General features: G+C 68.7%; 19 protein-coding genes. 14 read left to right on the top strand and 5 right to left on the bottom strand.

The window, feature by feature from the left end:
• Positions 1–31: 31 nt before the first annotated feature.
• From AC3WQZ_RS32490 to AC3WQZ_RS32475, 4 genes are all read left to right on the top strand, one after another.
• On the top strand, positions 32–796 hold the full coding sequence (locus AC3WQZ_RS32490; protein ID WP_011614553.1) for a lysophospholipid acyltransferase family protein: 765 nt from the start codon (positions 32–34) through the stop codon (positions 794–796).
• The gene (locus tag AC3WQZ_RS32485) at positions 793–1,653 is read left to right on the top strand and encodes a M48 family metallopeptidase (RefSeq protein ID WP_010813871.1); all 861 of its coding nucleotides are present in this window, start codon (positions 793–795) and stop codon (positions 1,651–1,653) included. The genes AC3WQZ_RS32490 and AC3WQZ_RS32485 overlap by 4 nt, the downstream gene beginning before the upstream one ends.
• Before the next feature lie 83 nt (positions 1,654–1,736).
• Positions 1,737–2,144 (top strand): lactoylglutathione lyase, encoded by a 408-nt coding sequence (gloA, locus tag AC3WQZ_RS32480; RefSeq protein ID WP_010813872.1) that lies wholly within the window; start codon positions 1,737–1,739, stop codon positions 2,142–2,144.
• Positions 2,145–2,156: 12 nt separating this feature from the next.
• Positions 2,157–3,062, top strand: coding sequence for a DMT family transporter (locus AC3WQZ_RS32475; protein WP_492301944.1), 906 nt, complete (start codon positions 2,157–2,159; stop codon positions 3,060–3,062).
• 52 nt (positions 3,063–3,114) lie between these two features.
• Here the strand turns inward: AC3WQZ_RS32475 and trpS are convergent, their stop codons facing one another.
• From trpS to AC3WQZ_RS32450, 5 genes are read right to left on the bottom strand one after another with little or no spacing between them, the layout of a single operon-like run.
• Positions 3,115–4,149, bottom strand: a complete 1,035-nt coding sequence (gene trpS, locus AC3WQZ_RS32470; RefSeq protein ID WP_492297307.1) for a tryptophan--tRNA ligase — start codon at positions 4,147–4,149, stop codon at positions 3,115–3,117.
• A 56-nt stretch (positions 4,150–4,205) separates the two neighbouring features.
• Entirely contained in the window at positions 4,206–5,048 is an 843-nt protein-coding gene (gene rsmA / locus AC3WQZ_RS32465; protein WP_010813875.1) for a 16S rRNA (adenine(1518)-N(6)/adenine(1519)-N(6))-dimethyltransferase RsmA, read from the bottom strand.
• Positions 5,049–5,065: 17 nt separating this feature from the next.
• Positions 5,066–6,169, bottom strand: coding sequence for a 4-hydroxythreonine-4-phosphate dehydrogenase PdxA (pdxA, locus tag AC3WQZ_RS32460; protein WP_010813876.1), 1,104 nt, complete (start codon positions 6,167–6,169; stop codon positions 5,066–5,068).
• Positions 6,170–6,198: 29 nt separating this feature from the next.
• Positions 6,199–7,674 carry a peptidylprolyl isomerase gene (locus AC3WQZ_RS32455; RefSeq protein ID WP_010813877.1) on the bottom strand — a complete coding sequence of 492 codons (1,476 nt, stop codon included), beginning with the start codon at positions 7,672–7,674 and terminating at the stop codon, positions 6,199–6,201.
• 9 nt (positions 7,675–7,683) lie between these two features.
• The gene (locus tag AC3WQZ_RS32450; RefSeq protein WP_011614549.1) at positions 7,684–10,125 is read right to left on the bottom strand and encodes an LPS-assembly protein LptD; all 2,442 of its coding nucleotides are present in this window, start codon (positions 10,123–10,125) and stop codon (positions 7,684–7,686) included.
• 216 nt (positions 10,126–10,341) lie between these two features.
• Between AC3WQZ_RS32450 and AC3WQZ_RS32445 the strand changes: the two genes are divergently transcribed.
• From AC3WQZ_RS32445 to purH, 10 genes are all read left to right on the top strand, one after another.
• The gene (locus AC3WQZ_RS32445) at positions 10,342–11,376 is read left to right on the top strand and encodes an aminoglycoside phosphotransferase family protein (RefSeq protein ID WP_492301942.1); all 1,035 of its coding nucleotides are present in this window, start codon (positions 10,342–10,344) and stop codon (positions 11,374–11,376) included.
• Positions 11,377–11,380: 4 nt separating this feature from the next.
• Positions 11,381–12,184 (top strand): AzlC family ABC transporter permease, encoded by an 804-nt coding sequence (locus AC3WQZ_RS32440; protein WP_492301940.1) that lies wholly within the window; start codon positions 11,381–11,383, stop codon positions 12,182–12,184.
• Entirely contained in the window at positions 12,181–12,504 is a 324-nt protein-coding gene (locus AC3WQZ_RS32435; protein ID WP_010813881.1) for an AzlD domain-containing protein, read from the top strand. Before AC3WQZ_RS32440 ends, AC3WQZ_RS32435 begins: the two co-directional genes overlap by 4 nt.
• Positions 12,504–13,247, top strand: coding sequence for an N-acetylmuramate alpha-1-phosphate uridylyltransferase MurU (gene murU, locus AC3WQZ_RS32430; RefSeq protein WP_011614547.1), 744 nt, complete (start codon positions 12,504–12,506; stop codon positions 13,245–13,247). The genes AC3WQZ_RS32435 and murU overlap by 1 nt, the downstream gene beginning before the upstream one ends.
• Before the next feature lie 106 nt (positions 13,248–13,353).
• On the top strand, positions 13,354–14,757 hold the full coding sequence (locus AC3WQZ_RS32425) for an aminopeptidase P N-terminal domain-containing protein (protein WP_011614546.1): 1,404 nt from the start codon (positions 13,354–13,356) through the stop codon (positions 14,755–14,757).
• Positions 14,754–15,233: a hypothetical protein gene (locus AC3WQZ_RS32420; protein WP_010813884.1), complete on the top strand. Its 480-nt coding sequence runs from the start codon at positions 14,754–14,756 to the stop codon at positions 15,231–15,233. Before AC3WQZ_RS32425 ends, AC3WQZ_RS32420 begins: the two co-directional genes overlap by 4 nt.
• Positions 15,214–16,452, top strand: coding sequence for a UbiH/UbiF/VisC/COQ6 family ubiquinone biosynthesis hydroxylase (locus AC3WQZ_RS32415; RefSeq protein WP_454749254.1), 1,239 nt, complete (start codon positions 15,214–15,216; stop codon positions 16,450–16,452). The genes AC3WQZ_RS32420 and AC3WQZ_RS32415 overlap by 20 nt, the downstream gene beginning before the upstream one ends.
• Before the next feature lie 287 nt (positions 16,453–16,739).
• Positions 16,740–17,801 (top strand): tRNA dihydrouridine synthase DusB, encoded by a 1,062-nt coding sequence (gene dusB, locus AC3WQZ_RS32410; RefSeq protein WP_454749237.1) that lies wholly within the window; start codon positions 16,740–16,742, stop codon positions 17,799–17,801.
• Positions 17,798–18,031 (top strand): Fis family transcriptional regulator, encoded by a 234-nt coding sequence (locus AC3WQZ_RS32405; protein ID WP_010813887.1) that lies wholly within the window; start codon positions 17,798–17,800, stop codon positions 18,029–18,031. The genes dusB and AC3WQZ_RS32405 overlap by 4 nt, the downstream gene beginning before the upstream one ends.
• 22 nt (positions 18,032–18,053) lie before the next feature.
• Positions 18,054–19,628, top strand: coding sequence for a bifunctional phosphoribosylaminoimidazolecarboxamide formyltransferase/IMP cyclohydrolase (gene purH / locus AC3WQZ_RS32400; protein ID WP_010813888.1), 1,575 nt, complete (start codon positions 18,054–18,056; stop codon positions 19,626–19,628).
• The last annotated feature ends 40 nt before the right edge of the window (positions 19,629–19,668 follow it).

Raw genomic sequence — 19,668 nt, 5'->3', positions numbered from 1 at the left:
CCATTCCCTATTCGCACCCCCGCCCCCCCGCATGACGTTTCTCCGTTCCCTGTTGTTTGCGCTGTACCTGCTGGTGCTGACGCCGCCGTACGCTTGCGCCTGCTTCCTGGTGTTCCCGTTCATGAATGCCGACCAGCGCTTCCGCTTCGTGCGCGGCTGGCCCCTGCTGGTGATCTGGGCCGCGCGCGGCATCTGCGGCATCCAGTACCGCATTGAAGGCCATGAGCATATGGACGTGATGCTCGACAAGCCGGTGGTGCTGCTGTCCAAGCACCAGTCAGCCTGGGAAACCGTGGCCTACGTGGCGCTGATGCCCAAGCCGCTGTGCTTCGTGTTCAAGCGCGAGCTGCTGCTGGTGCCGTTCTTCGGCTGGGCGCTGGGCATGCTGAAGATGGTCCATATCAACCGCAAGGAAGGCACCCGCGCCTTCGCCTCGGCCGCGCGTCAGGGCCGCGAGCGGCTGGCCGAAGGCGCCTGGATCATCATGTTCCCGGAAGGCACGCGCACGCCTTCGGGCCTGGAGAAGGCGCGCTACAAGAGCGGCGGTGCGCGCCTGGCGGTGGAAACCGGCGCCTGGGTGCTGCCGATGGCGGTCAACTCGGGCCGGGTGTGGCCGCGCAATTCGTTCCTGAAGCACCCGGGCATGGTGACGATCTCGGTTGGCCCGGCGATCGCCTCGGCCAACAAGACCGCGGACCAGCTCAACCAGGAGGTGGCGGAATGGATCGAGCGCGATATGCGCCGCATCGATCCGCAGAGCTACCGGAGCGCGGCCCCGGGCGGGCCCGCCGCATGAAGCTGCTGCGACCCGCCACCGACGCCGACGGCGCGCAGCTGGAGCTGCCGCTGGCGGAGTCCGCCCAGGCGCCGCAGCCTGCGGCCCCGCCTGCGCCGGAGCCGCCGCAGCAGCCCGCCTGGCCGGTGCCGCAACCCAATGCACGCCTGCTGCGTATCGGCGAACGGCCGCTGCACTACACGCTCAAGCGCTCGGCGCGCCGCACCATCGGCTTCACCATCGACGACCGCGGCCTGTCGATCACGGCGCCGCGCTGGGTCACGCTGGCGGACATCGAGTCGGCCATCCTGGAAAAACAGCGCTGGATCTTCAACAAGCTGGGCGAGTGGCGCCACCGCGAGTCGCGCCGCATCCTGCCCACGGTGCAATGGCGCGACGGCGCCAGCCTGCCCTTCCTGGGGCAGCCGCTGACGCTGTCGCTGGAGTCGCCGCTCGGCGCGCTGCTGTTCGATGCCGACCGCCGCGTGCTGCACCTGGCGCTGCCGGGCCATGCCGACGAGCAGCAGATCAAGGACCGCGTGCAGGGCTGGCTGCAGCAGCAGGCGCGCCGGCTGCTGGCCGAGCGCCTCGATATCTACGCCGACAAGCTGGGCGTGCGCCACACCGGCTTTGCGCTGACCTCGGCTGCCACGCGCTGGGGCAGCTGCACCGCCGACGGCAAGATCCGGCTGAACTGGCGCCTGATGCATTTCCCGCTGTCGATGATCGACTATGTCGCCGCGCACGAGCTGGCGCACCTGAAGGAAATGAACCACGGCCCGCGCTTCTGGCAGACCGTGGAATCGATCTTCCCCGAGTTCCGCGATGCGCGCGCGCAACTGCGGGCACACCCGCCCGAGCTGTTGCCGACTTTCTGAGCGGGCGGGAGCGGGCCGGTACGTTTCGGCCAAACGCACTAAAATGGCGCCTTCCTATACCTAAAACAGTTGAAGGCCCTCAAATGCGACTCCTCCACACCATGCTGCGCGTCGGCGACATGCAGCGCTCCATCGATTTCTATACCCGCGTGCTCGGCATGCAGCTGCTGCGCCAGAGCGACAACCCTGAGTACAAGTACCGCCTCGCCTTCGTCGGCTACGGCCCCGAGAGCGAGACCGCGGTGCTGGAGCTGACCTACAACTACGGCGTCGACCAGTATGACCTGGGCACGGCCTACGGCCATATCGCGCTGGAGACCGACGATGCCGCGGCCGCCTGCGAGCGCATCCGCGCCGCCGGCGGCAAGGTCACGCGCGAAGCCGGCCCGGTCAAGGGCGGCACCACCGTGATCGCCTTTGTCGAAGACCCGGACGGCTACAAGATCGAACTGATCGAGCGCCATTCGACCCGCGACGCCAGGCGTCCCTGACGAACGCTGGCGATGAGCACGCAAGCCCTGACCCGGCAGCCGCTCGACGGCATCGCCGTGGGCCTGATGGTGGTGCTGTGCGCCGCCTGGGGCCTGCAGCAGGTGGTGATCAAGGTCACCGCGCCGCTGATGGGCGCGGTGCTGCAGGCCGGCGTGCGCTCGGCGGTGGCGGCGTTGCTGGTGTTCGGCTTTGCCGCCTGGCGCGGCACGCCGCTGTGGCGGCGCGACGGCACGCTGAACGCCGGCTTGCTGGCCGGGCTGCTGTTCGGCGCGGAGTTCTTCTGCATCTTCGTCGGGCTGGGACACACCACGGCCTCGCGCATGGCGGTGTTCCTGTACACCGCACCGATCTTCACCGCGCTGGGCCTGCATTTCGTGGTGCCGGGCGAGCGCTTGCACACGGGGCAATGGCTGGGCGTGGCGCTCGCGTTCGCGGGCATGGCGCTGGCCTTTGCCGATGGCATTGCCGCGCCGTCGGCGCAGGGCAGCACGCTGCCGGGCGATGCGCTTGGCATCCTCGCCGGCGCACTGTGGGCCGCCACCACCTTGGTGGTGCGCGCCAGCCCGCTGGCCAGCGCCCCGGCCAGCAAGACCCTGCTGTACCAGTTGGCGGTGTCCGCGGTGATGCTGCTGGCGATGGCGGTGGCCGCCGGCCAGACCGCAACCGTGCAGATCGACGGGGTGGTGCTGGCGAGCCTGTTCTACCAGTCAGTGCTGATCGCGTTTGCCAGCTACCTGACCTGGTTCTGGCTGCTGCGGCGCTACCTGGCGTCGCGGCTGTCGGTATTTTCCTTCCTGACGCCGCTGTTCGGGGTCGCCTTCGGCGTGGTGCTGATGCACGACGCGGTTGGCCCGCGCTTTGCCGTGGCGGCACTCCTGGTGCTGGCCGGCATCGTGCTGGTCAATCGCCGCGCCTGAGCGGCGCGGCAAGCGCAATACTGCGGCGGCCGGAGCCGCCGCTGCCTGACGCTCAGCGGCGTGCCTCGAACGAGAACATGCCGAGCGCGTCGCGCACTTCGTCCAGCGTCTGCTGGGTCAGTGCGCGTGCCTTCGCGGTGCCCTGGCGCAGGATGTCGAACACATAGTCCGGATCCTTGGCCAGTTCTTCGCGGCGCGCGCGGATCGGGGCCAGCATGTCCTGCAGGATGCCCTCGACGCGGCGCTTGAGCACCATGTCGCCCAGGCCGCCCTTCTGGTAGTGCTCCTTCAGCGCCTTGACTTCCTCGGTGTTGGGGTCGAACGCATCCAGGTAGGTGAACACCACGTTGCCCTCGACCTGGCCCGGGTCCGACACGCGCAGGTGGTTGGGGTCGGTGTACATGCTGTGCACCGCAGCCTTGATCTGCTCGGGCGAAGCCCCCAGCGCGATCGCGTTGCCCAGCGACTTGCTCATCTTGGCCTTGCCGTCGACGCCAGGCAGACGGCCGAACTCGGGGATCAGGGCCTTGCATTCGGGCAGCACTTCGCGGCCGACCTGGTGGTTGATGCGGCGCACGATCTCGTTGGTCTGCTCGATCAGCGGCGCCTGGTCTTCGCCCACCGGCACCACGTGGGCCTTGAAGGCAGTGATGTCCGCGGCCTGCGATGCCGGGTAGCACAGGAAGCCGGCCGGGATGTCGCGGCCAAAGCCACGCGCCTGGATCTCTTCCTTGATGGTCGGGTTGCGCTCGAGCCGCGCCACCGTGACGAAGTTCAGGTACATCAGCGTCAGCTCGGCCAGCGCCGGCAGGTGCGACTGCACGGTGATGGTGGTCTTGGCCGGGTCGATGCCCACGGCCAGGTAGTCCAGCGCCACTTCCAGCACGTTGCGGCGCACCTTGTCGGGATCGTGCGCGTTGTCGGTCATGGCCTGGGTGTCGGCCAGCAGCACGTATTGCTCATGCGTGTCCTGCAGCGTCACGCGGCTCTTCAGCGAGCCGACATAGTGGCCAAGGTGCAGCGGGCCGGTGGGACGGTCGCCGGTCAGGATCACGGGACGCCGGTTGGTTTGGGTCTGGGCTGTCATGGGACGGTCTTGCACGAAATAGTCGCGGGAAATTCGGGAATCGGGATGCGCGGGCCTCAGGCGGCCTGTCCGGCCCGGCCGGATGGCGTACCACCGAGGCGCCGGGCCAGTTCGACATATTCGCCGACGGGCACTTCCTCGGCGCGGCGGCCGAGGTCGAAACCCATCGCATCGAAGTCGACCTGGTCGCGCAGGAACGAGAGCGTGTTGCGCAGCACCTTGCGCCGCTGCGAGAACGCTGCAGTGACCACGTCGCCCAGCACGGTGATGTCGCAATCGGCATGCGGCGAACGCAGCCGGCCGTCGCTGTGGCGCGGCCACGGGATCATGCGGACCACGGCGGAATCGACCTTGGGCGGCGGATTGAAGGCGCCCGGCGGTACGTCCAGCACGTGTTCCATGTAGTAGCGCACCTGCAGCATGATCGAGAGCCGGCCGAAGGCCTTGCTGCCGGGTTCGGCCACCATGCGCTCCACCACCTCTTTCTGCAGCATGAAGTGCTGGTCGCGCACGTGGTCGGCGAAATCCATCAGGTGGAACAGCAGCGGGCTGGAGATGTTGTACGGCAGGTTGCCGACGATGCGCAGCGGGCGGCCGGGCACGGCGAGCTTGTCGAAATCGAACGCCAGCGCATCGCCGGCGTGGACCTGCAGGCGCTCGCCATAGCGGCGGCGCAGGCGCTCGACCAGATCGCGATCCAGCTCAACCACCTGCATCTGCGGGATCCGTTCGAGCAGCGGGTCGGTCAGCGCGCCCAGGCCGGGGCCGATCTCGACCAGCACGTCGTCGGCCTGCGGGCTGATGGCATTGACGATGCCGTGGATGATGGTGTCGTCGACCAGGAAGTTCTGCCCGAATCGTTTGCGGGCCACATGGCCCTGGTGCACGTTTGAACGCATGGGTTATTCGTCCAGCTTCAGCATGGCGGCTGCAGGCCGGAATGGGTGTGGCCAGGATGGCTGCCCGTGGCACCGTTGCTGCCAGGGCGCCGGCCATTGGCGTGGCCGGCCATGGTGACCGCACTGCGGATGGCCTCGATCATGCTGCCGTGTTCGGCCTGGCCGGTGCCGGCAAGGTCAAGCGCGGTGCCATGGTCCACCGAGGTGCGGATAAAGGGCAGCCCCAGCGTGATATTCACGCCGTGGCCGAAGGTGCCGTATTTCAGTGGCGCCAGCCCCTGGTCATGGTACATCGCCAGCACGCAGTCGGCATCGCGCAGGTGGCGCGGCTGGAACAGCGTGTCGGCCGGAAAGGGTCCGCGCGCGTCGATGCCGGCATCTTTGGCCTGCGCCAGCGCGGGCGTGATGATGTCGATCTCTTCGCGGCCCATATGGCCGCTTTCGCCGGCGTGCGGGTTCAGGCCCGTGACCAGGATGCGCGGCCGCGAGATGCCGAAGTAGCGGCGCAGGTCGGCATCGATGATCGACAGCGTCTGCACCAGCAGCGGCACCGACAGCGCATCGGGCACCGCGCGCAGCGGCAGGTGGGTGGTGGCCAGCGCCACGCGCAGCATGGCGCCGTCGTGCGCGGGCTGCGGGCCGGCCAGCATCATCACCACGCGCGGCACGCGGGCGCTCTCGGCCAGGTATTCGGTATGGCCGGTGAAGGGGACGCCGGCGTCGTTGATGGTGCTCTTCTGCACCGGCGCCGTGATCATTGCGGCATACCGGGGCGCGGACTTGCCGCGCGCGCGGCAGCCGCGGATGGCGGCATCGAGCAGCTTCAGCACATAGGGGCCGTTGCGCGCGTCGAGCCGCCCGGCCTCGCACGCGACCGCCAGCGGGATGTCCTCGACCACCACGTCGCCGTCGGCAATGCGCCGCTCCCAGGCGTGCGTGGCGCCCAGCGCCGCGGCGCGATCGGCCAGCAGGCGGGCATCGCCCAGCACATGGAAGCGGTATTGCCCGCCGCCGACGCCATTGTTGGCGCCCGCCAGCTGCAGCAACGCCCCGATGGTGATATCGGGACCGATGCCGGCGGGTTCTCCGGTCGAGATGGCAAGGGCTAGCGGGTCGGGCATGTCAGGTCAGCGGATCGGGGACCGGCGCTTCAGCGCTGCCGGTTGACCCGATACTCCACGTACGCCTGCGAGCGCAGCTGGCGCACCCAGTCATCATAGGCTGCGCGCAGCTTCTGTTCGCGGACTTCGGCACGGGCGAAGTCGCGCTGCTTCTCGGGCGACATCTCGGTCTCGCGCCGGTTGAGCACCTGGATCAGGTGCACGCCGAACTGCGTGACCACCGGCTCCGAGATCTCGTTCGGGCGCAGGCGGCTCATCGCCTGCTCGAACTCGGGCACCAGCTCGCCCGGCGAGACCCAGCCGAGGTCGCCGCCGTTCTGCGCCGAGCCGTCCTGCGAGAAACGCTTGGCCGCGTCGGCAAAATCGCCGCCGTGGGTGATGCGGTCGCGCAGCGTGCTGAGCTGGCGGCGCGCCTCGGCTTCGGGCATGTTGGGGCCGGTGCGGATCAGGATGTGGCGCACCTGGGTCTGGGTGATCTTCGAGGCCGCGGCCGGGCTGGATGCCGGCGCCGCGCGCTTGGCCACCAGCTTGACCACATGGAAGCCCGCCGCGCTTTCCACCACCTGCGGCGCCACCCCGCCAGCCTGCAAGTCGACCACGGCGTTGGCGAACAGTGCCGGCAGGCGGCCGATCTCGCGGAAGCCCATCGCGCCGCCCTGGGCCGCCTCGGGGCCCTCGGAATTGGCCTGCGCCAGCTGCGCGAAGTCGGCACCGCCCTGGGCCTGCTTGAGCAGCCCTTCGGCCTTGGCGCGCTGCGCCTGCTTCTGTGCGTCCGAGGCATTCTCGGGCACGCGCACGAGGATCTGCGCCACGTTGTATTCGGTCGGGCCGCTGGCGGCGCCCTGGCCGCCGCGCGCCGCCAGGTAGTTGTCGATCTCGCCGTCGTAGACCTGCACCTTGGAATCGACCTCGCGCTCGCGCAGGCGGATCACCTGTACCTGCTTGCGCAGTTCCTCGCGGTACTTGGTCCAGGTCATGCCACTGGCCTCGACGCGGCGGCGCAGCTCGGTCGCGTTCAGCCGGTTCTGCTGTGCCACCGATTCGATGGCGCGGTCGATTTCCTGGTCGGTCACGCGGATGCCGGCCTCCTGTGCGGCCTGGGTCTGCACGCGCTCCATTACGAGGCGCTCGAGCACCTCGCCCAGCAGGTCGGCGCGCGCGGGCACCGGGCGGCCGGCGGCACGCAGCTGGCCTTCGATCTCGTCGGCACGGTCGAGCAACTCGCGCCGCGTGATCACGCTGTTGTTGACGACTGCCACCACTTCGTCGACCAGTTGCGAACGCTTCTGGCCGCCGGCCTGGGGCACGCCCAGCTTGGGCTGGCTCGACGGCGCCGCGACGTCAGACGCCTGCGGCACGAAGATGCCACTGGAGCGCGGCGCCGTCCCGGGCGCCTTGAGCTGCGCGGCAGCCGGCACCGTCATGGCGGCCAGCACCGCCGGCAGCAGCAAGCGATGCCAGGACGTCAGGAGAAAGGAAAACACGGCGAATTCTTGACGTTTCATCGTAATCCGTCATTCATAGTGATCGAACTGGGTCGTCGGCACCGGCTTGGCCGACACGGGCTCATAGCCGGGCACGTTCAGGCGCAGGATGTTCAACGGGTTGGAACCGATCTTGGAAAGGCCACGGAACTCCACCTGCAGGAAGACCCGCCCGGTGTAGCCTTGCGTGGTGTTGCGGAAGCGCTGGTAGACCACGCGGCCGACCCAGCAGTCGGCGGCGTACTCGACGCCGGCCAGCGCATCGACCATCTGGCTTGCGGCCAGGTCGAAGGCAAAGCGTGCGATGCCGTAGGCACGGCGCGTGATCGGCCACTGGCTTGACACCTCGAACTGGTCGATCGCGGTGTTGTCCGTCACCGAGGTCGGGCGGCGGTAGCGGTAGCCTGCGTTAATCACCTTGCGCGACTCGGGCCGGTAAGAGACCGCCACGTTGCCGTAGTTGATCCGGTCGCTGTCCGGGTTGTACTGCACGCCCGCGTCCAGGTAATAGCCGCGGAACATCTGGATGGTGGTGGCCGCCAGCAGATCCGAGAAACCCGCCTTGGGATCCGCCAGCGTGCCGTTGATCTGCACGCGCTGGCCGGTGAAGTCGTAGCGCTGCGCGATGGTGCCACGGAAGCGCTCGATTCCGGTGTCGGCTTCGATCAGGCGCGTGGTCAGGCCGCCGGTCAGCTTGTTGTTGTCGGCGACGCGGTCGTAGCCGGTGAACGGGTTCTCGCTGAAGATCTGCCCGTAGCCGAAGTCGGACTGCACCGTGTCGAACAGCGGGAACTGGCTCTGGTCGCGGAACGGGGTGTACACGTAGAACAGGCGCGGCTCCAGCGTCTGCACATAGTTCACGCCGAAGAGGCGGCTGACCGTCGGTGCCTCGCGCTCGAATGTCATGCCCGAGTCCAGGCTCATGGTCGGCAGCACGCGCGAGAAATTATTCTGCACCGTAGGCGTGTTGGAGGCCGCCTCCATCTGGTACTGGGTCGCATTGAAGGTGACCTTCGGCGTCACGTACCAGCCCGCCCGTACGATCGGGTAGCTGATGCTCGGCTGGATAAACATGCGCTCGCCCTGCGGCTGCTGGAAGCCGGTGGACGTCAGCGGAATGCGGAAGCGCGTGTAGTCCGCTTCCACCTGCACGTCGAAGCCGCCCAGGTCATAGCGGATGTACTTGCCGTTGAGCTGCGGCACGCGCTCGTACGACGGCTCGCTTGGGCGCAGCGTCTGGAACTTCTGCACCCGGGCCAGGAACGTGAAATCCTGCCAGTTATAAGTAACGCCGCCTTCCTGCGTGTACTGGCGCAGCGTCGATTGCGACACGCTGCGGTTGAAATCGTCCGGGTACTGGTCGTCCGATACCCGGTTCACATTCAGGTAGGCATTGAGACCCTTGGCCAGGTTCTGGTTATGCTGGATCGAGTAGGCCCAGCGGTTCGAATTGGTCTTCTTGTCGTCCGGCAGGAACTCGGCGCGCAGGCGCCCGTTGTAGCCCTGGCCCAGATAACGGTATTCGCCGCCGAGCTGCAGGCCGCGCTCCGTCATCAGCCGCGGATAGATGGTCAGGTCGCGGTTCGGCGCGATATTGACGTAGTATGGCGTGGTCAGGTCGAAGCCCGAACGCGAGCCGTAGCCCATCAGCGGCGGCAGGAAACCACTGCGGCGGTCGTCGTTCAGCGGAAAGCTGAACGCCGGCGCCGCAGCAATCGGCACGCCGAAGAAATTCAGCACGCCGCCGTAGGCCACGCCCACCTGGCGGTCGTTGTCCAGGTCGATCCGGTTCGCGCTGAAATACCAGTCGGCGTTGTCCGGCGAACAGGTGGTGTATGACGCGTGCCTGGCGGTGCTGCGGTCCTTGTCCAGGAAGTCGATGCGCTCGGCCTTGCCCGAGCCGCCGGTCTGCTGGAAATAATAGTCCGGCGACAGCATATAGCCTTCGTTGGCCTCGACCTTCATCCGCGCCTCGGGACCGACCGCCAGCGTGCCGCTGCGCGACATGCGCACATTGCCCTGAGCAAAGGCTTCGTCGGTGTCCTGGTCGTAGGTCAGCTTGTCGCCCTTGATCGCACCGCCGTCACGGCGCAGCTCGGCATGGCCTTCCAGCTCGACGCCGCGCTCGCTGTAGCCGGTCATGCGGTCGGCCTCGATAAAGGTCGGGGCGTCGGAGCCGGCGTCAGACTGTTTGCCGGGTTCGGCAAGCCGCGGCACCAGTTCGCCGGATTCCACCGGAAGCGGCGGCGCTTTCGGCGCGGCTTCGAACACCGGCTCGACCTGGTCGAGATCGGGGATCGCCGAACCGGACATCTGCGCGTGTGCGCCGGCCGACAGGCTGGCCATGGCCAGCACCAGCGGCCGCAGCGCGCCCGCGTGCAGGCCGCCGGCGCGCCTGGCTCGGGCAGGAACGCTGGTTGGGGCAGGCGAAGGCAAGGCCCTGTTGTTCGGTGATCGTCGTTGTTCGGTCATTCGCACGGGTTGTCAGTCTCGGCGTCGGCTGCGGCCCGCCTGCAAGCCGCCAGCCCCCGCCGGAGCAGGCTGCGGGGCACCGAATGGCCCCACCCGGGGGCCGCCCGGCGCCCGGGTCTGGTCGGGTATTATACGGGGCAACCTAGGGTCGCCTTCCCGCTTACTTTCGGTTTCATTTACGTTTCCACTCTGCGCCCGTTCCCCACACGTATCTGTATGGCAGCTCTCCCCCACGACCCGCGCCTGGACCAGCTCAAGGCCTGGGTATCCGGACTTGGCCCGACCTGGTCCGCCGATCCCGATTCCTGCGCCCCCGCCTCGGCCGACGCCAGCTTCCGGCGCTATTTCCGCGTCAGCACCGGCCATCCGGCGCATCCCACCGCCATCGTGATGGACGCCCCGCCGGCGCACGAGGACTGCCGCCCGTTCATCCACGTATGCGGGCTGTTCGGCGCGGCCGGCGTGACCGTGCCGACCGTGCTGGCGCAGGACCTGGAGCAGGGTTTCCTGCTGCTGGCCGACCTTGGCAACCAGACCTACCTGTCGCGGCTCGATGACTCCACCGCCCACGCCATGTACGCCGACGCGGCCGCCGCGCTGGTCCGCATCCAGGCCGCCACCCGCCCCGGCGAACTGCCGGCCTACGACCGCGCGCTGCTGCAGCGCGAGCTCGACCTGTTCCCGCAGTGGTATGTGGCCAGGCACCTGGGCGCCACTCTGACCGAGGCCCAGCAGGCGGACCTGCGCGAAGTGACTGAAGCGCTACTCACCAATATCCTTGCGCAGCCGCAGGTCTACGTGCACCGCGATTTCCACTCGCGCAACCTGATGGTGCTCGATGGCGGCGCCAACCCGGGCGTGCTCGACTTCCAGGACGCGGTGATCGGCCCGATCACCTACGACGCGGTCTCGCTATGGCGCGACGCCTATATCGAATGGGACGAGGAGCAGCAGCTGGACTGGCTGATCCGCTACTGGGAGCGCGCGCGCAAGGCCGGCCTGCCGGTCAGCGCCGACTTTGGCGAGTTCTATCGCGATTTTGAGTGGATGGGCCTGCAGCGCCACCTCAAGGTGCTGGGCATCTTTGCCCGCCTGTACCACCGCGACGGCAAGGACGGCTACCTCGCCAACCTGCCGCTGGTGATGAAGTACACCCGCCACGTGGCCGGCCGCTACACCGAACTGCGCAAGCTGATCCGGCTACTGGACGCGCTCGAAGGCGTGGCCAGCCCGGCCGGCTACACGTTCTGACGCCGTGCCCGACAACCAGCCCGTTCTGCGCGACCACCGCGCGCCCGCCATCACCGCCGCCGGCGAATGGCTGGCCGGCGCGCGCGCGCTCGCGCCGATGCTGCTGGGCGTGGTGCCGTTCGGCCTGATCTACGGCGTGCTGGCCGTCGGCGCCGGCATGCCGGCGTGGCTGGCCTGCGCGATGAGCGTGGTCGTGTTCGGCGGCGCCTCGCAGATGATCCTGACCCAGTTGTGGACCGCCGGCACCCCGGCAGTGGTAATCACGCTGACGGTGGCCATGGTCAACCTGCGCCATGCGCTGTATTCCGCCACCATCGCGCCCACGCTCGCGCACCTGCCGCGGCGCTGGAAGGCGCTGATCGCCTACCTGCTGACCGACGAAGCCTTTGCCGCGATGACGCACCGGCTTGGCGACAGCGGCCCGCGCGCCCGCTACCGCCACTGGTACTACTTCGGCGGCGGCTTCGCGCTGTGGGCCAGCTGGCAGCTGTCGACGCTGGCCGGCGTGCTGGTCGGCGCCCAGGTGCCGCGCGACTGGCCGCTCGACTTCTTCCTGCCGCTGACCTTCATCGGCATCATCGTGCCGGGCCTGAAGCACCGCTCGCACGTGGCCGCGGCGCTGGCCGCCAGCGTGCTGGCGGTGGCCTGCTACAGCCTGCCGCACAAGCTCGGGCTGATGGTGGCGGCGCTCGGCGGCATTGCCGTGGGCATGCTGGTGCTGGGCCGCGGCAACCGCCCCGGGCCACGCCCGGCCTGCCGTGGCGCCGATGCCACGCCAGGCGGAACAGCCGGCAAGGAGGCCGCATGAGTGCGATGACCCTGCTGTGGGTCTTCCTTGCCGCGGGCCTGGCAACCTTCCTGATCCGCCTGTCGTTCATCGCCGTGGAAGGCCGCGTGCGGCTGCCGTCGTGGTTCCGCACCGCGCTGCAGTTCGTGCCGGCAGCGATGCTGTCGGCGCTGATCGCCCCTGACCTGCTGATGCAGCATGGCGAGCTTGCCCTCACCCCCGCCAACGCGCGGCTGGTGGCCGGCGTGGTGGCCATCCTGATCGCCGCTCGAACCCGCAGCGTGGGCTGGACCATCGCCGGTGGCATGGCCGCGCTGCTTGCCCTGGAGGCTCTGTTCTGATGAAGGCCATGATCTTCGCCGCCGGCCGCGGCGACCGCATGCGTCCGTTGACCGATACCTGCCCCAAGCCGCTGCTGGCGGTGGGCGGCAAGCCACTGATCGTCTGGAAGATCGAGGCGCTGGCGCGTGCCGGCCTGCGCGACATCGTCATCAACCATGCCTGGCTGGGCGGACAGATCGAAGCCGCGCTGGGAGACGGCAGCCGTTTTGGCGTGCGGCTGGCCTATTCTGCCGAGGGCACTGCGCTGGAAACCGCCGGTGGCATCGCACAGGCCCTGCCGCTGCTGTCCGCGCACCCGGAGCGCGGCGAGATCTTCCTGGCCGTGTCGGGCGACATTTTCTGCGACTACGACTTCCGCAGGCTGTTGCCTCGCGCGCACGACATGGCCGGCGCGCCCGCCCCGCGCATGCACCTGGTGATGGTGCCCAACCCGGACTTTCACCCGAACGGCGACTTCACCTTGCAACCGAACGGGCTGCTGACGCTCGACGGGACACTGGCCAACGGTGGCGAACGGCTGACATTCGGCAATATCGGCCTGTACGACACGCGCCTCTTCACCGCCATCGAACCTGGCACCAAAATGCCGATGACACCCTACTACTGGGAGGCCATCGAGGCCGGCGCCGCTACCGGCGAACGCTTCGACGGGCGCTGGGAGAACGTGGGCACGCCGGCGCAGCTGGCCGAGCTGGATGCGGCGCTTGCGACAGCAGCGCCTGTGGCGGCGCACGGGCGCTAGGTCGACTGACTGGGCGGGGGCTGGCAAGGCGCCCGGACGATCCCGCGGCCAGCGAGGCGCCAGCGGCGGTAGAATCGCCCTGATCCTCCTCATCCCAGGCCCTACCATGTCCTCACCCGACAACGCCCTCCTCGCCGCCTGCCGCGACCGCCGCGCCCGTGTGCTGCAGCACCTGCGCGCCGGCGGCGGCGGTGTGGCGATCCTGCCCACGGCGCCGGAAGCCATGCGCAACCGCGACAGCGACTACCCGTACCGGCACGACAGCTATTTCTATTACCTGAGCGGCTTTACCGAGCCCGAGGCCGTGCTGGTGCTGGTGGCCGGCGCGCCGGGCGACCCCGCCGATGCCGACCGCAGCATCCTGTTCTGCCGCCCCAAGCATGAAGAGCGCGAGATCTGGGACGGTTTCCGTTTCGGCCCGGATGGCGCGCGCGCCGTGTTCGGCTTCGATGAAGCGCATTCGGTCGAAGAGATCGACGCCGCGCTGCCGCCGCTGCTGGCCAACCGCGCGCAGATTGCCTACCCGCTGGCCGACTCGACCCGCACCGACGTGCAGATGCGGCGCTGGATGGACGCCGTGCGCATGCAGGGCCGCGCCGGGGTCGCCGCGCCGTCGGTTGCGCTCGACATCCGCACCGTGCTCGACGAAATGCGCCTGTTCAAGGATGCCGGCGAGCTGGCCACCATGCGCCGCGCGGCGCAGATCTCCGCCGGGGCCCATGTACGGGCCATGCAGGCCACCCGCGCCGGACTGCGTGAATACCACCTGGAGGCGGAACTGCTCTATGAGTTCCGCCGCCATGGCGCGCAGAGCGTGGCCTATAACTCGATCGTCGCGGCCGGCCCCAACGCCTGCGTGCTGCACTACCGCGCCGGCCCCGCCGAACTGAGGGACGGCGACCTCTGCCTGATCGATGCCGGCTGCGAGTTCGACGGCTACGCCTCGGACATCACCCGCACCTTCCCGGTCTCGGGCCGCTTCTCGCCGGCGCAGCGAGAGCTGTACGACCTGGTGGTGGCCGCGCAGGACGCCGCCATCGCCGAGACCCGCGCCGGCGTGCCCTACAACGTGCCGCATGACGCCGCCGTGCGCGTGCTGGCGCAGGGCATGCTCGATACCGGCCTGCTCGACCGCAACAAGGAAGGCACGCTCGACGACGTGCTCGCCAGCGGCAGCTACCGCCGCTTCTACATGCACCGCACCGGCCACTGGCTTGGCATGGATGTCCATGACGTGGGCGAATACCGCGTGGCCAGCCACGGCGGCGAAGGCGAGCGCCCGTGGCGGCCGCTGCAGCCGGGCATGGTGCTGACCATCGAGCCCGGCATCTATGTGCGCCCGGCCGAGGACGTGCCCGAGCGCTACTGGCATATCGGCATCCGCATCGAGGACGACGCCGTGGTCACCGACGGCGACTGCGAGCTGATCACGCGCGGCGTGCCGGTGCTGGCCGACGAGATCGAGGCGCTGATGCGCGATAACGCCAATGCTGCCGGAGGTCTGCGATGATCGGCTGGCTGCGCAGGATCTTTCCGGGCCAGGCCCGCAGCGGCAGCAATGCTGGCAGCGACCGCCGGCCCGATCCGTCCGAACCCTTCATCATCAACCTGTACGACGACCGCGTGGTGGTGCACCGCCCCGACGGCCAGCGCGAGGAAGTCGCCTGGGACACGCTCGAGCGCGTGGTGGTCCGGGTGTCCGACCGCGCGCCCTGGGCCGGCACGGCCTGGCTGATCCTGATCGGCACGCCCGATTCGGGCCAGGGCTGCGTGGCGCCGCTGAATGCCGCCAACCATGGTGCACTGCTTGAGCAGCTGCGCGCACTGCCGGGTTTCAACCACCAGAAGCTCGAGAACGCGCTGCGCGACGCCGCGGCCGGCAAGTCGCGCTCGGATGCGATCTGCTGGAAGCGCGATGCGGCAGCACCAACGGAGGCGGATGCGGGTCATGCAGGAGGCAGCGACGATGCCGGCCGCGCAGCCTGATTTCCAAAGCCTGCGCGATATCGCCATCGTCGGCGGCGGCCCGGTCGGGCTGGCGCTGGCCTGCCAGTTGCTCCGCACTACCAGCTGGCGCCTGACACTGGTCGATGCCGCCACGCCGGCGCGCGCCGCGCGCGATCCGCGCGCGATCGCGCTGTCGCATGGCAGCCGCCAGCTGCTGGAGCAGATCGGCGCCTGGCCGGTGCCCGGCAGCCCGATCGAGCATATCCATGTCTCGCAGCGCGGCCGCTTCGGCCATGTGCGGCTGCACCATGACGACTACGGCGTGCCGGCGCTCGGTTACGTGGTCCGCTACGGCGACTTGTGCGAGGCACTGGAGCGCGCGCTCGCCCATGCCGCGCAGGCGGCGGGCGAAGGCCGGCTGCAGCGTGTGTTCGAGACCCGCATCGACCAGATCGCACAGGATCCTGCGCCGAGCGCCGCGGACGATCCCGATGCCGGCGCCGTGCAACTGGCCGGCACCGGCCACGACGGCCAGGTGGCACACCTGGCCGCGCGCCTGGTGGTGCAGGCCGAGGGCGGGCTGTTCCACCAGCAGGCCGCCCACCAGGGCCGCGGCGCGCGCACGCGCGACTACCGCCAGACCGCGGTGATCGCCCATGTGACCTGCTCGCGCCCGCAGCCGGGCTGGGCCTGGGAGCGCTTTACCGACGAAGGCCCGCTGGCGCTGCTGCCGCACGAGGAGCATGGCGTGCCGGGCTATGCGCTGGTGTGGTGCTGCCCGCCGGACCAGGCCGCGCGGCGCATCGCGCTGCCGGAAGGGGAGTTCGCGGCGGAACTGGACCGGGCCTTTGGCGACCGCATGGGCCATTTCACGCTGGCCGGCAAACGCCATGCCTTCCCGCTCGGCCTGAATGCGGCCCCGGTGACCGTCAACGGCCGCGTGGCGGCGGTCGGCAATGCCGCGCAAACGCTGCACCCGGTGGCCGGACAGGGACTCAACCTGGGCTTGCGCGACGCCTTCGCGCTGGCCGATTCGCTGCGCAGCGCCTGCACGCCGCAGGCGCTGCAAGCCTTCGCCAGCCGCCACCGGCTCGACCGCGCCGTCACCATCGGCGTGACCGACCTGCTGCCACGTGTGTTCGGCATCGCCTACCCGCTGGCCGCGCACGCGCGGGGCGCGTCGCTGGCCGTGCTGGCCTGCCTGCCGCCGCTGCGGCATGCGCTGGCGCGCCACATGATGTTCGGGATGCGTCGCTGACCCCGCCAGTGGCGCAAGCGCCACGCGCATGGCGGCGTTTGCGCCACGGCCCCTGCCCGGTTGCGCTCCGGATGCTCAAATCTTGGGCAATGGCGATGGTTTGGCGGTAGAATCCTGCCCTCGCACATGTCCCGATCCAAGGCCGGCTGCAGTTTCGGCAGGGGCATGTTTTTCCGTTTCGTCTTCCGTCTCAGAGCAGGCTGTCCCGACCCCTTCCCTGGCGCCATCCACGCCGCGAGGGGAACGCTACGGTCACCGGGACGGCCTCTCAGAACCGCCGCCCAACCGTGCAGATCGGACCTCACCAACTCCGCAACAACCTGTTTGTCGCCCCGATGGCGGGCGTGACGGACCGGCCCTTCCGCCAGCTGTGCAAGCAGCTCGGCGCGGGCTATGCGGTGTCGGAAATGGTGGCGTCCAACGCACAGCTGTGGAAGAGCGAGAAAACCATGCGCCGCGCCAACCACGCCGGCGAGGTCGAACCCATCGCCGTGCAGATCGCCGGCGCCGAGCCGTCGATGATGGCCGAGGCCGCGCGCTACAACGTGGACCGCGGCGCGCAGATCATCGACATCAACATGGGCTGCCCGGCCAAGAAGGTGTGCAACGTCGCCGCCGGCTCGGCCCTGCTGCAGAACGAGCCGCTGGTGGTGCGCATCGTTCAGGCCGTGGTCGGCGCCGTGGGCGACCGGGTGCCGGTCACGCTGAAGATCCGCACCGGCTGGAACCGCGAGAACCGCAATGCGCTGCGCATCGCGCACATGGTCGAGGACGCGGGCATCAGCATGCTGACCATCCACGGCCGCACCCGCGCCGACCTGTACCACGGTGACGCCGAGTACGAGACCATTGCCGCGGTCAAGGCAGCGGTCTCGATCCCGGTGGTCGCCAACGGCGACATCACCACGCCGCAGAAGGCAAAGCAAGTACTGGCGCTGACCGGCGCGGACGCGATCATGATCGGCCGCGCGGCGCAGGGCCGGCCCTGGCTGTTCCGTGAGATCGAGCACTTCCTGAAGACCGGCGAGATGCTGCCGTCGCCGGAAGTGGCCGAGATCCGTGCCATCATGAATGCGCACCTGGAAGACCACTACGCCTTCTATGGCGAATTCACCGGCGTGCGCACCGCGCGCAAGCATATTGCCTGGTACACGCGCGGGCTGCGCGGCGCCAACCTGTTCCGCCACCGCATGAACACACTGGAGAGCACCGCCGAACAACTGGCGGCGGTCAATGCGTTCTTCGACGAGCAGGCGCAGATCTCTGACCGGCTGGTGTACGTGGACGACGCAGCACAAGACCAAGACGAAGCGAACAACAACAAAAACGGGGAGTTGCTTGCCGCATGAGCCGCAACGCTATCGACCAGTGTATCCGGGAAAGCCTGGACACTTATTTTCGCGACCTGGACGGCGAAGAGCCGTCCAATATGTACAACATGGTGCTCGAGGCGGTCGAACGGCCGCTGCTGGAAGCCGTGATGGTGCGCGCCGAGCGCAACCAGTCGCTGGCCGCCGCCTATCTGGGCATCAATCGCAATACGCTGCGCAAGAAGCTGCAGCAGCACGGTTTACTTTGAATTTGAAGCGTCTCCCACAGCCATGATCAAGCAAGCCCTACTCTCCGTTTCCGACAAGACCGGCATCGTCGATTTCGCGCGCGAACTGAACGCGCTCGGCGTCACGCTGCTTTCCACCGGCGGCACCGCCAAGCTGCTGGCCGACAGCGGCCTGCCCGTGACGGAGGTGGCCGACTACACCGGCTTCCCGGAAATGCTCGACGGCCGCGTCAAGACACTGCATCCCAAGGTCCACGGCGGCATCCTGGCGCGCCGCGACCTGCCCGAGCACATGGCCGCGCTGGCCGAGCACGACATCCCGACCATCGACCTGCTGGTGGTGAACCTGTACCCGTTCCAGCAGACCGTGGCCAAGGATGACTGCACCCTGCCCGACGCGATCGAGAACATCGACATCGGCGGCCCGACCATGCTGCGTTCGGCGGCCAAGAACCATCGCGACGTGACCGTGATCGTCGACCCGGCCGACTACGCCGTGGTGCTCGACGAAATGCGCGCCAACGCCAACAGCGTCGGCTACGACACCAATTTCCGCCTGGCCACCAAGGTGTTCGCGCACACCGCCCAGTACGACGGCGCCATCACCAACTACCTGACCAGCCTGGGTGCCGACAAGTCGCACCAGGGCCGCAGCGCCTACCCGCAGACGCTGAACCTCGCCTTCGACAAGGTGCAGGAAATGCGCTACGGCGAGAACCCGCACCAGTCCGCCGCGTTCTACCGCGACCTGAGGGCCGTGGACGGCGCGCTGGCCAACTACGTGCAGCTGCAGGGCAAGGAACTGTCGTACAACAACATCGCCGACGCCGACGCGGCCTGGGAATGCGTCAAGTCGTTCGACGCCGCCAGCGGCGCCGCCTGCGTCATCATCAAGCACGCCAACCCGTGCGGCGTGGCGCTGGGCGCGAATGCGCTGGAAGCGTATGACAAGGCCTTCAAGACCGATTCGACCTCGGCCTTCGGCGGCATCATCGCCTTCAACGTCGAGCTGGACGAAACCGCCGCGCAGGCCGTGGCCAGGCAGTTCGTCGAAGTGCTGATCGCCCCGTCGTTCAGCGCCGGCGCGCGTGCCGTGTTCGCGGCCAAGCAGAATGTGCGCCTGCTGGAGATCCCGTTGGGCCAGGGCATCAACCAGTATGACTTCAAGCGTGTCGGCGGCGGCCTGCTGGTGCAGAGCCCGGACGCCAGGAACGTGCAGCCGTCCGAGCTGCGCGTGGTGACGCGCCGCCACCCGAACCCGAAGGAAATGGACGACCTGATGTTCGCCTGGCGCGTGGCCAAGTTCGTCAAGTCCAATGCCATCGTGTTCTGCGGCGGCGGCATGACGCTGGGCGTGGGCGCGGGCCAGATGAGCCGCGTGGATTCGGCCCGCATCGCCAGCATCAAGGCGCAGAATGCCGGCCTGACGCTGGCCGGCTCGGCAGTGGCCTCGGACGCGTTCTTCCCGTTCCGTGACGGCCTGGACGTGGTGGTCGACGCGGGCGCGACCTGCGTGATCCAGCCGGGCGGCTCGATGCGCGACGACGAAGTGATCGCCGCCGCCGACGAACGCGGCATCGCCATGGTGGTGACCGGCACGCGCCACTTCCGCCACTAAGCACTGGCAGGCTTGCGGCCTTGCCTGGCAAGGCCGCCGG

The organism is Cupriavidus sp. FW305-26 (assembly GCF_058787975.1).
This window is presented reverse-complemented; position numbering and strand designations above follow the sequence as displayed.